This window comes from Lachnoclostridium sp. An169 (genome assembly GCF_002160525.1).
GTDB classification, from domain to species: Bacteria; Bacillota; Clostridia; order Lachnospirales; family Lachnospiraceae; genus Mediterraneibacter; species Mediterraneibacter cottocaccae.
Genome location: NZ_NFKT01000025.1, coordinates 65,912 through 76,618, shown reverse-complemented (window position 1 = coordinate 76,618; position 10,707 = coordinate 65,912). Strand labels below are relative to the sequence as shown.

Here is a 10,707-nt window from a genome sequence, read left to right as displayed (position 1 = left end):
ACCTCGATCTCCACATCCGGCTCATCCTTCCCGATCTCGTAGAGAAGCCCCGCCATGCCGTAGATTCCCGGATCCCCGCTGCAGACCATAGCCACATCTGTGCCCTTTTTTGCCTCCTCAAATGCCATCCGGCACCGGTCTGCCTCCCGGCGCATTGGTGTAGTCAAATATTTCTTGTCCGGAAACTGGCTGCGGATCAGATCAATATAGACCGTATAGCCGATCACCACCGGAACCTCTTTTAGAATCTTCTCCGCCCGGACTGTCATCTGCTCCCCCGCCCCGGGTCCCAGTCCCGTCACATATATCTTTGCCATCTTCCTACTCCTTTCCCGGATCTTCTGTCTTTCCGGGCACCGCCTCCCGGAACTCTGTGGTAAAACCGGGGTCGTAGAGCTTTGAGCGCTCATAATCCCCGTCCAGCACCCTGCCTGCGATGATCAGCGCCGTCTTTGTCACATGCTCTGCCCTGGCAGTCTCCTCCAGCGTCTCCACAGTACACCGCAGGACCTTTTCATCCGACCAGGTCGCCTTGTAGACAATGGCGGCCGGAGTATCCGGGGCATATCCTCCGCGGATCAGTTCCCGGGACAGTTCCTTTAACATTCCCGTACTCAGGAAAATCACCATGGTTGCCTGATGGGCGGCAAAAGAGGCGATCGACTCCTTCTCCGGCACGGGCGTACGTCCTGCCATCCTCGTAATCACCACGGACTGGGAGATCCCGGGGAGGGTGTACTCGGCTCCCAGGGCCGCTGCCGCTCCGCAAAAAGAGCTCACCCCGGGACAGTCCTCCCAGGGGATGCCTTCTTTGTCCAGCAGATCCATCTGCTCCCGGATGGCTCCGTAGAGACAGGGATCTCCTGTGTGGAGACGGACGATCTCTTTGCCCCGCGCCTGTCCGTCTCTCATCACATCTATCACTTCTTCCAACGTCATCTTTGCGCTGTTGTAGATCTCACAGCCTTCAGGACACACCCGGAGAAGTCCCGGATTGACAAGAGATCCCGCATAGATCACGATATCCGCCCTTTTCAGGAGTTCCTGTCCTCTCACTGTGATCAGGTCCTCCGCTCCGGGACCTGCTCCGACAAATGTAATCATGCCCTTTCTCCTCCGTTTCCACTGTTTTTCTTCTCTTTTACGATGAGGAGGGAATAATACCCTGCCTCTTCCGGGATCTCCCCGGCATTCCGGTATATCTTCTGGCTGTCCATCCCGCAGTTTTCCACCATCCTGGCGTCCGTTCCGTCCCTTAAAAGGATCTCCTTCACCCGGGGCATCTTTCTTCCCGCTTTCATGAGTACCTTTGTACCGGAAAGCGAAAGGCTCTCCTCGATCCCGTAGGAAGCCGGGATCACATGGAGTTCCTCCCGGTTCTCCACAAGAGGGATGTCAAGCACCGCTGCCGCCGCGCAGAAAGACGGGATTCCCGGAATCAGGGACGTGGGATACCCCATGGCTTTGAGTCTCTTATGGACGTACATACAGGTGGAATACACGGACGGATCTCCGATTGTCAAAAAGACTACATTTTTCCCCTGATCCAGAAGCGCTGCCGTCTGCGCCGCATCCCGGTCGTGGATTTCCTTTAAGACCGCTTTTTCCTTAATCATCGGCATGGGCAGGAAAAGCCTTGCCTTCCCGGCGGCTTCCGGGACCGCTCTGGCGGCAATCCCGTACGCCACACACCGGTCCAGCCAGAACCTCGACTGTTCCCTCATATCCCCCTCTTCATAGTAGGGTTCTTTTAGCTCTGCGCCGGATACCGGGACGGCGATCACATCACACGCCTGTACCGCCCGCACCGCTTTGAGTGTCATCAGTTCCGGATCTCCCGGCCCTACTCCGGCTCCTGTAAATGTTCCCTGCATCGTCTCTGTCTTCCTCCTGTATCTTTCTGTTATCCTCTCCGGAACGGATCGTTTCAAGCAGCTCTTTGGCGCCCCGGGTCATTCCGAGGATTTCCCTCCCGGAAAACATGACCGCTGCGATCTCCATCTCTTCCCCTGCCCGCAGGCCAAGGTAATAACCGATCCGCTCCATCACAGTCTCCATCACAGTCTCCAGAATCCCCGCCTGGCGGAGGAACTGAAGCGCCTCGTCGGTGTTGATGCATCCCATGATCTTTCTCACCAGCTCTTTTGAGGCCCCTGCCATGGCCGCATGGGCGGCAAGCACCTCCATCCGGCAGTCCGCCTGCCGGGAATGGGTATTCATCACCCCTGCGGCAAGCTTGATGAACTTCCCCGCATGTCCGATAAAGAGAAGCCCCTTCATTCCCAGGATCTTCCCGTCATCCACTGTCTCTCCCACGTAATTGCTGCATTTCACCGCCAGAGCCGGATCTGCGCCAAGCGCGTCCTCAAGGAAATCCGCCCCGTAATTTCCGGGCACTACAAAGCAGTAATCATGCCCGCTCTCATGCAGCATCTTCATTTCCAGAAATATGGTATCCGTCAGCGCCTTCTCACTCATGGGCTCCACGAACCCCGTGGTGCCAAGAATCGAGATGCCGCCTTCAATTCCAAGCCTCGGATTAAATGTCCTTTTTGCAGTTTCTTCCCCGCCCGGCACAGAGACTGTCACACGGATCCCCCCTGTATATCCGTATTCCCCGCACACTTCCCGGACCGCTTCCCGGATCATCCGGCGGGGCACCCGGTTGATGGCAGCACTGCCGACCGGTTGTTCCAGCCCCGGCTTCGTCACCCTGCCCACGCCGCTGCCGCCTTCCAGCAGGATCTCTTCTCCCCCGGTCTTCTCCACCCGGGCAAAAATCAGAAGGCCGTCCGTCACATCCGGGTCGTCACCGCTGAATTTGCGGACAGCACACTGTACCCATCCGGATGTTCTGCCCGTCTCCTCCACTTCCAGATTCAGGCCGATCCCCTTTGGCGTCATCAGAGATACCTCGAAAATCTCCTCGCCGGAGAGAAGCATACGCGCGGCAGCCTTTGCCGCAGCTGCCGCACAGCTTCCCGTAGTATAGCCGAACCGCAGCCCGGACCGGTTTCTCCCGATCTCTCTTCCCATATCAGAGCGCCTCCCGGATATGTTCCAGGAAGATCCGGCGGATTCCCTCAAACTCTCCCAGTCCCTTGAGCATGGCGCGGACCTCATATCCCGCAGCTTCCAGCTCGCTCTTCCAGGAATCCTCCTCTCCTGCCATATCATTTTTCGCATGATCTCCGGCCACAAGCATAAAGGGCATGAGAAGCACTTTCTTCTTTCCGGAGATCTCCAGTTTGGTCATCACGTTTTTCAGCTCCGGGAAACTCTCCACAGTTCCCACAAGCACCTGGGTGTATCCGAGGGCGTGGAAGGTATATTCCAGCATGGGGTAGGCGGCGTTTGCGTGATGCTCCGTTCCGTGTCCCATAAGCACAAGAACCTCTCCTTCCCGGAGAACCGTCTCCGCCATCAATGCGTGGATCGCCTTCTTATAATCGTCCACGCTGCTCAGAAGAGGCTTGCCCACGCGGATTCTGTGGAATTTCCCCATGGCGGACATAATCTCCTCCATCATGCGGTCGTTTTCGATTCCGTTGATGATATGGGTGGGCTGAACCGCCACGTCCGTAATCCCGTCCGCTTCCATGCGCTCCAGTGCCTCTTTTACCGTATCGATCTGCATATTCTCCGTGCGCTTTAATTTCCGGATGATCATGCCGCTGGTAAAGGCGCGGTAAACTTTCCTGTCCGGAAATGCTTCCGATACGTCCTCCTCGATTTTCCCAATGGTCTTCTCCATCGTGTCCAGATGACTTGTGCCGAAACTTACGATAAGTACTGCTTTTTTCTCCATAACTGCTCCTCTGTCTTTCCCGGTTATTCCCCGCTCAAATAACTTTCCAGCTGTCCCATGGTTTTCGGAGGCTTTCGTCCTTCCTTTAAAATCTTCTTCTCCGTCAGGTTACGGAACAGCCGCAGGACTGACGGTTCCCGCAGATGCGCCGTCTCAAGCGCCTCCCTGTCCATGCACACGGAAAGCGCCGCATCTTTGCGAAGCACCTTTCCCTCATGCATAAGGACGATCTCATCCGCCCACCCAAGGGCATAGTCGATATCATGGGTGGACATAAGGACGGTGATTCCCTGACCGGTGAGGTCATCCACAATCCGATGCACGATCTCCGTGTGCTCCGGATCAAGAGCCGCTGCCGGTTCATCCAGGATTATGATCTCCGGATGCATTACCAGGATGTCCGCGATGGCAACCTGTTTCTTCTGCCCGCCGCTTAACGCATGGGCCGGACGATCCTGAAACGGCGCGATCCCCAGTTCCGCTATCACATGCTCCACCTCACGCCTGGCTGTCTGCTCGTCCGCCCCCAGGTTCAGGATCCCGAATGAGATCTCCTGGTAAACACTGGCGGAAAAGAGCTGGTTGTCCGGCTCCTGGAATACGATTCCGACTTTTTTTCTCACCTCCAGGAGACCTTTCCTTGTATAGCGGATGGGTTGCCCGTCGATCAGAATCCGCCCTTCCCGGGGACGGAGCAGTCCGTTCAGGCAGAGAAAAAAGGTGGATTTTCCCGACCCGTTTCCGCCCATAAAGGCAACCTTTCTGCCCCTTCCGATCTCAAGGCTGATCCCGTCCAGCGCCTTTCTGTCATTTCCTTCATAAGTGTAGGAGAGATTCTCCACACGGATTACACTGTCCTCTTTCATCTTATCCTGCTCCATATCATCACTCCTGTAAGCGCCGCCTCAAACAGTACCGTCAGAAGGATGTCCCCCGCCTCTGCCGGCTGTTTCCTGGCAAGCACCCGGATCTCCCCGTCGTAGCAGCGCGCCTCCATGGCGTCATAGAGGGCATTAGCCCGCTTGAGGGAACGCAGGAACAGAGCAGTTCCCATCATCCCGAAAGAGCGAAGCCCTGTGCGCAGGTTCCGGTTCCCGAGCCTTGCCTCCTGGGCTGTCATCAGCGCCGACGCCGTCTCCATCAGAAGGAAGATGAACCGGTAGATCAGCATCATCAGCTCTGTCAGAAGAGACGGACAGTGAAGCGCTCTCAGTACCCCCAGGATATCCGTCACGGAAGTATTCAGCGCCAGAAAATACAGGCATGTGACCGAAGCCATCGCTGCCCCTCCGAGTTCCAGTGCCTCAAGAACGGCATGACGGCTTCCGGTCAGATACCATCTTCCTGCCGGTATGGCGAAAGCATCCATGGGCACATCGGAAATATTCACGATTATCACAGCCATCCCCGCAAGGAGGAATGCAGCCGGGACCAGAAGAAGCCTGACGTAGGAAGAGGCGGGGATTTTCCCCTTCCACACCGTCAGCACTCCGTTTGTGACGAACACCACCGCGGAAACCGGAAAGGACCGGGCGGCAATGCAGATCACCAGGGTAATCAGGGCGAACGCCGATTTTACCCCCGCATTTTTATCCCGCAGCCGGGACCGGCAGCACAGACTGTCTATCATGATCATTCCTGATCCGTTCCTTTCATCCACTTTCTGCGCTCCACAAAGCGTCCCATGAAAAAGGCGATGACGCCCACGCCGATCCCGGTCTGCACGCAGAAGATCAGGCTTTCTACTTCACCCGGAAGTTCCCCGCCCAGAGCTGTCTCAAGCACCGGTGTAAACCATGGGGTGTACTCTCCCCGGATCTCCTCGATCATCACGCTTCCCGCATCGTCTGAACCGCCGAACTCTGCATCCCGGTTCAGCACCAGGGGGATCACGGCGATCACGACTGCGAGAACGAGCAGGATGATCACTGTTTTTGTATTCTTACTCATATGAATCTTCTTCATTTCCCTGCACCTCCTTTTTCCGTGCCGTGTCCCTCTGCAATATCTGCTGATGCGCCCGCGCTCCGCTCCGGAAGAAAGCCGATTCTGCGAAGCTCCGGTCCTGCATAAGTCTCCAGGCCGATCACAATCACCACCGTCAGGATCCCCTCGATCACTGCCAGCGGAAGCTGGGTCGGAGCAAAAACGCCCAGGAATTTCACAGCCGAAGCGCCCACACCGCCTGCTTCCGAAGGATTGGCAAGCGCGAGCTGGATGCTGGTCACACAGTAGGTAAAGAGGTCCCCGAGACACGCTGCCAGGAATACGGAAACCTTCCGGTTTACCTTCAGTTTCCCGCAGAGTTTATAAATACCGAAAGACACCAGCGGTCCTGCAACCGCCATGGAAAATGTGTTGGCTCCCAGAGTGGTAAGTCCCCCGTGTGCCAGAAGAATCGCCTGGAAGAGCAGCACGATGATCCCCAGGATGCTGACTGCTGCAGGTCCGAAAAGGATCGCGCCGAGCCCTGTCCCGGTCATGTGGGAACAGCTTCCCGTCGGTGCCGGGATCTTGAGCGAGGAGATCACGAAGATAAACGCCCCCGCCATGGCGATCAGTGTCATATTTCTTCTGTTTTCCTTAATCTTTTTCTTCAGGGAAAGAAAGCCTGCGACCAGAAACGGCAGGCAGACGACGCCCCAGGCGATACAGTATCCCGCCGGGAGATAGCCCTCCATGATGTGCATGGCATTCGCCACGGGTGCAGCGGCAAAAAGCACTGCGAATGCCGCTGATGCCTTCAGTAAGATTTTTTCCTTTTTTGTCATGTTTCATCTCTCCTTTTTCGTGACAGTTGTTCTGAATATTCCAGGTGCCACAAAACAGGAAAAGAATTGCAGCATACCCCGGTCATATTCCCGTAACCACCAGATCCATTTAAAAGTGAATATTCTGACTCAGGAATCAACGCAGGTGCTCCGCCTTCCCACAGGGACTTGCCCCGCAGTGGCTTCCGTGCGGTTCGCACAGAGGTGGAACACTGCTCCTCCAATACAGCAACGGGTATTGTGCAGGACTCTCACCTGACTTCCTCTTGTCTTTTAAATGTATGCCGGATCTGGCATCAGTACTCGATCCCTCTTCTCGCCGCAATGCCGCGGTCGAAGGGATGCCTGACTTTGCGGATCTCTGATATATAGTCCGCCAGTTCGGTCAGTCTCCTGTCCGGATTTCTTCCGGTCAGGACAACCTCAAGATGTTCCGGTTTCTCTGCCAGGAACTTCAGCGCCTCATCATGTGGAATCAGCCCGTAATTGTAAGCTGCCATGAATTCATCCATAACAAGCATGTCAAAAGGATGAGGGCTTTTGCTTTCCTCCTGCCCGGCCAGGAGCAGGATTCTCCGCCAGAGCCTGCCGTACATGGCCCTGACCTCATTCTGCTCCTTCTGCGACAGGGTCCGGAAAAAGCCGTAGGATCTGTCCATATGGATCACATCAATCCCGGGGACAGAGTCCAGGATCTTCAGTTCCCCGGAATCCTCATTTTTCAGGAAACGTACGAAAAGGACCTTCATCCCGCACCCTGCAGCGCGCACGGCAAGTCCGATGGCCGCCGATGTCTTTCCTTTTCCGTCTCCGCAGTAAATATGAATCAATCCCCGGGACATAGCTGATTCTCCTCCATCTCAAATTCTGACCTGACGTTTTTTAGTTTATCACACCGTCTTTCATTATGCAATCTCAGAAATACATGTATTCCATATAGTATTCCTGGAATTCCTTATCACTGGAGAGCGGAACTTCATCCGCCTTTTCCGCCATGCTCTCCATTCTCTCCAGGGCGTCTTCCTCTGTCAGGCACTGCACCGCTCCTCTCAGGCTTGTATTGCCCACAGCTTCGATCTTCTCCTCACACTCAGCCGGAAGAAGTCCGATATCCACCGCCTTATGGATATCCATCTGATATCCGAATCCGCCGGCAATATAGATGCGGTCGATCTCTTCGTATGTGACGCCGTATTTTGAAATCAGCGTCTCAAGCCCCGCCCGGACCGCAGACTTGGCGAGCTGTATCTCCCGGACGTCCTTCTGATAAAAGCGGATACCGCCGTTTTCCTCCGAGAGAAGAAATCCGTCTTCAAAGTACGGTTCCTCCATAAGCCCGGTCTCATCGATGATCCCGTTCTTCTTCAGCTCACAGACCGTGTCTATCACTCCGGTTCCGCAGATCCCCCGGGCCGGCGCGTTTCCGATAGTGAATACCTTCACCTGCTCTCCGTCTGTCTCCACTTTGCATATGGCGCCCGGGATGCTTCCGGTTCCGCATACGATATTTCCGCCCTCAAAAGCCGGACCTGCCGCCGTGGACGCAGAGAGGATCCTCTCCCCGCAGCCGACTGCCATCTCGCCGTTTGTGCCGAGATCGATGAGGACGCAGGGCTTGTCCTTCCGGTCGAAAGAGAGGACACTTAACCCGGAGACAATATCTCCCCCCACATAGGTGGAGATTCCCGGACACACAATGATCTCAAAATCCGCCATGTCCGCACCGCCCTGCAGGGACGGCTGCCCGGACACCATATTCCCGAACATTTCCCGGTACGATGTGCGGATCGTCCGGATGTTCACCGGGGTAAACGGAAATACGCCCAGTGTCTCGCAGGAATACCCCATCAGCAGATGAACCATGGTGGTATTCGCCGCGATTACCATGCGGCGGACCCGGATCTTCCCGTTTTCCGTCAGCGCGGCAGTTCCCCGCAGGATATCCTCCCGGATACTGCGCTTGAGCTCTTCCTTTTTCCCGGAGTTGGACGCCTCGATCCGGCTGATCACATCAGCGCCGTAAGCCCGCTGGCGGTTGATATCCGTAAAGACATCGACGGTCTCCTTCGTCTTAAGGTCCACCAGCTGCAGAGCCAGGGTGGTAGTCCCGATATCCACGGCGATCCCGTACTCCCCGTCCGCTCTCTTCTCCGGCTGATCCTCTTCTCCCGCCAGGACAACAAAATTACCGCTCTCACTCTCAAAGAGCTCCACCGTACAGGACTGTTTCGGATAAACACAGCAGGCCAGCCTCCAGCCTTCTGCAAGCTTTTCCTCCTCAAAAAAACGCCTGTCCTCCACGGACGGCTCCGGCGCTCTGTTCAGAAAACGCACCCCGCATTTTCCGCAGGTTCCCCTGCCTCCGCAGACAGCGGGAAGAAACAGGCCGTTCTCCTGCAGGCTGCGCAGAAGGGGCTCGGACTTCCGGGCACGGATGACAACCGCCTTTTCTTTTGTCACCACGCGGACATTCACTGTCGGAAGGTTTCTCCGCCTGCAGGAATAGTTTGTACAGGTACTGCAGTCATGTTCCGGGCGGAACCGTTCCGTGTCATCGTCCAGAAGATAGATGTTGCACACGGTTTTCACAGGATCATACATGAATCCCGAGGTGATCCCGATCCCTTCTCCTGCAGCCCCGGTCACTTCGTAGGCCCGCTTCTGGATGCTCATGGGTACATCCTGGGGCGCCTCGGCGCGGCCTGCAATGCCGAACCCTTTTCCCCGGCACATCGCCACTGCCGACTCCTGGAGCACATCGTCCATCTGGAACAGATAGTCATCTGACATGGCATCCACAAGCATGCCGCCGAGACAGTTTCCCTCCGCGAACAGCCTGGTAGACCACTCAACCATCTCTTTTCCGACCGTGCACAGGCAGAACAAGGCTTCTTTTATCTCCCGTCCTTCTTTTTCCACAGAATATCCTTCCAGGCTTCCGAACTCAAGAAGTGCTGTCGGACGGATTTTTTCGTATGCCGCGGGAAGCATCTCTCTTAGTTCCTCCATGATCTCCTCATGGAGATCACTTTTTTCATCTGCGCCGATGGAGGCGCATACATTTTCCGCAGATATCCGGATGTCAAAATCAGTTTTCTTCATCGTATTCGTTTTCCTTCCATCAATTGCGCTAATAAAAAGAAGCCCGTCTCCCACCCAAGACCGAGCCTTATGTAATCAAGTTTCCTGACTTGCAGATCATCCTACGGACGCCTTCTCACCGTCCTTATGCGGCAATGGCATTCTGTCCTTTGTCCCTGCATACAGTAGGGGTAAGCCTGTACCAGATTTCCACTGGTTTCCTTGTAAGCCCTCTGTCAGCCTGCTTTTCTCTCCGTTACAACTTTCTTTGCAACTTCCGCGCAGGTTGCAGCATCCGGCGTATAGTAGTCGGCGCCGATCTGTTCGCAGAAACTCTCATTTACCGGAGCGCCGCCGACCATAACGATGTACTTGTCACGCAGGCCTCTCTCTTTGAGCTGATCGATGCAGTCCTGCATTTTCGGCATTGTCGTTGTAAGAAGCGCGGACATACAGATGATATCTGCTCCCACTTCCTCAGCCTTGTCAATGTAGGAAGCCGGGTCCACGTCAACTCCGAGATCAACGATCTCGAATCCGGCGCCTTTTAACATCATAACGACAAGGTTCTTTCCGATGTCATGAAGATCTCCCTGTACGGTTCCGATTACGGCTTTTCCTACCGGCTCGTTTCCGATCTCAACCAGCTTCGGCTCAAGAATTGCAAGACCCGCGTTCATTGCCCTTGCAGCGACAAGTACTTCCGGAACGAACACTTCGTTATTTTTGAATTTTTCTCCGATGATCATCATGCCGGAAAGAAGTCCGTCGTTTAAGATCACCTTCGGATCCATGTTCTCATCCAGCGCCTGCTGTACAAGCGCCTTTACATTTTTTGCTCTTCCTTTCTGAAGATACTCTGACATTTCTTCAATGATTCCCATGATTGTGACCTCCACATTATTTATTGTGCCTTTATTATAGGAATATCGTCCCCGGTATTTTGGTAATTTTTTTGGATTATTTTTATTTTTGTAATGTATTGAACCATATGGAAAGTTTTTTTGTCCGGTTAACCGATTTCTATGTTATGATAGGGGCACTGAG

Annotated in this window: 12 protein-coding genes and 2 riboswitches; all 12 genes read right to left on the bottom strand. The window is 54.9% G+C overall.

What is annotated here, in order from left to right; all coding sequences use genetic code 11:
• Positions 1 to 317, bottom strand: a 317-nt coding sequence (locus B5F07_RS16000) for an SAM-dependent methyltransferase (RefSeq protein ID WP_242972563.1), incomplete at its 3' end; no start/stop codon positions are given.
• 4 nt (positions 318 to 321) lie between these two features.
• Positions 322 to 1,104, bottom strand: a complete 783-nt coding sequence (cobM, locus tag B5F07_RS15995) for a precorrin-4 C(11)-methyltransferase (RefSeq protein ID WP_087162253.1) — start codon at positions 1,102 to 1,104, stop codon at positions 322 to 324.
• A complete protein-coding gene (locus B5F07_RS15990; protein WP_087162252.1) occupies positions 1,101 to 1,874 on the bottom strand; it encodes a precorrin-2 C(20)-methyltransferase in 774 nt (257 codons plus the stop codon). The genes cobM and B5F07_RS15990 overlap by 4 nt, the downstream gene beginning before the upstream one ends.
• On the bottom strand, positions 1,786 to 3,036 hold the full coding sequence (gene cbiD / locus B5F07_RS15985) for a cobalt-precorrin-5B (C(1))-methyltransferase CbiD (protein ID WP_087162251.1): 1,251 nt from the start codon (positions 3,034 to 3,036) through the stop codon (positions 1,786 to 1,788). Before cbiD ends, B5F07_RS15990 begins: the two co-directional genes overlap by 89 nt.
• Position 3,037: 1 nt before the next feature.
• Positions 3,038 to 3,808 carry a sirohydrochlorin cobaltochelatase gene (locus B5F07_RS15980; RefSeq protein WP_087162250.1) on the bottom strand — a complete coding sequence of 257 codons (771 nt, stop codon included), beginning with the start codon at positions 3,806 to 3,808 and terminating at the stop codon, positions 3,038 to 3,040.
• 23 nt (positions 3,809 to 3,831) lie between these two features.
• Positions 3,832 to 4,689 (bottom strand): energy-coupling factor ABC transporter ATP-binding protein, encoded by an 858-nt coding sequence (locus B5F07_RS15975; protein ID WP_242972562.1) that lies wholly within the window; start codon positions 4,687 to 4,689, stop codon positions 3,832 to 3,834.
• Positions 4,671 to 5,468: a cobalt ECF transporter T component CbiQ gene (gene cbiQ, locus B5F07_RS15970; protein WP_330397852.1), complete on the bottom strand. Its 798-nt coding sequence runs from the start codon at positions 5,466 to 5,468 to the stop codon at positions 4,671 to 4,673. Before cbiQ ends, B5F07_RS15975 begins: the two co-directional genes overlap by 19 nt.
• On the bottom strand, positions 5,441 to 5,758 hold the full coding sequence (locus tag B5F07_RS15965; protein WP_087162263.1) for an energy-coupling factor ABC transporter substrate-binding protein: 318 nt from the start codon (positions 5,756 to 5,758) through the stop codon (positions 5,441 to 5,443). The genes cbiQ and B5F07_RS15965 overlap by 28 nt, the downstream gene beginning before the upstream one ends.
• An 11-nt stretch (positions 5,759 to 5,769) precedes the next feature.
• Positions 5,770 to 6,579 carry an energy-coupling factor ABC transporter permease gene (locus B5F07_RS15960; RefSeq protein WP_087162248.1) on the bottom strand — a complete coding sequence of 270 codons (810 nt, stop codon included), beginning with the start codon at positions 6,577 to 6,579 and terminating at the stop codon, positions 5,770 to 5,772.
• 97 nt (positions 6,580 to 6,676) lie between these two features.
• Positions 6,677 to 6,869, bottom strand: a riboswitch (cobalamin riboswitch).
• A 6-nt stretch (positions 6,870 to 6,875) separates the two neighbouring features.
• Complete coding sequence (locus B5F07_RS15955; RefSeq protein ID WP_087162247.1) at positions 6,876 to 7,421, bottom strand: cob(I)yrinic acid a,c-diamide adenosyltransferase; 546 nt, start codon at positions 7,419 to 7,421, stop codon at positions 6,876 to 6,878.
• Between the two features lie 73 nt (positions 7,422 to 7,494).
• On the bottom strand, positions 7,495 to 9,681 hold the full coding sequence (locus tag B5F07_RS15950) for an ASKHA domain-containing protein (protein ID WP_242972561.1): 2,187 nt from the start codon (positions 9,679 to 9,681) through the stop codon (positions 7,495 to 7,497).
• A gap of 77 nt (positions 9,682 to 9,758) precedes the next feature.
• A riboswitch (cobalamin riboswitch) is annotated at positions 9,759 to 9,884 on the bottom strand.
• A gap of 12 nt (positions 9,885 to 9,896) precedes the next feature.
• On the bottom strand, positions 9,897 to 10,544 hold the full coding sequence (locus B5F07_RS15945) for a cobalamin B12-binding domain-containing protein (RefSeq protein WP_087162246.1): 648 nt from the start codon (positions 10,542 to 10,544) through the stop codon (positions 9,897 to 9,899).
• Between the last annotated feature and the right edge of the window lie 163 nt (positions 10,545 to 10,707).

Excerpts from the sequence above, each read along its gene's own strand:
- cobM (WP_087162253.1), bottom strand. The coding sequence starts at position 1,104 with ATGATTACATTTGTCGGAGCAGGTCCCGGAGCGGAGGACCTGATCACA.
- B5F07_RS15990 (WP_087162252.1), bottom strand. The coding sequence starts at position 1,874 with ATGCAGGGAACATTTACAGGAGCCGGAGTAGGGCCGGGAGATCCGGAA.
- cbiD (WP_087162251.1), bottom strand. The coding sequence starts at position 3,036 with ATGGGAAGAGAGATCGGGAGAAACCGGTCCGGGCTGCGGTTCGGCTAT.
- B5F07_RS15980 (WP_087162250.1), bottom strand. The coding sequence starts at position 3,808 with ATGGAGAAAAAAGCAGTACTTATCGTAAGTTTCGGCACAAGTCATCTG.
- B5F07_RS15975 (WP_242972562.1), bottom strand. The coding sequence starts at position 4,689 with ATGGAGCAGGATAAGATGAAAGAGGACAGTGTAATCCGTGTGGAGAAT.
- B5F07_RS15965 (WP_087162263.1), bottom strand. The coding sequence starts at position 5,758 with ATGAGTAAGAATACAAAAACAGTGATCATCCTGCTCGTTCTCGCAGTC.
- B5F07_RS15960 (WP_087162248.1), bottom strand. The coding sequence starts at position 6,579 with ATGACAAAAAAGGAAAAAATCTTACTGAAGGCATCAGCGGCATTCGCA.
- B5F07_RS15955 (WP_087162247.1), bottom strand. The coding sequence starts at position 7,421 with ATGTCCCGGGGATTGATTCATATTTACTGCGGAGACGGAAAAGGAAAG.
- B5F07_RS15950 (WP_242972561.1), bottom strand. The coding sequence starts at position 9,681 with ATGAAGAAAACTGATTTTGACATCCGGATATCTGCGGAAAATGTATGC.
- B5F07_RS15945 (WP_087162246.1), bottom strand. The coding sequence starts at position 10,544 with ATGGGAATCATTGAAGAAATGTCAGAGTATCTTCAGAAAGGAAGAGCA.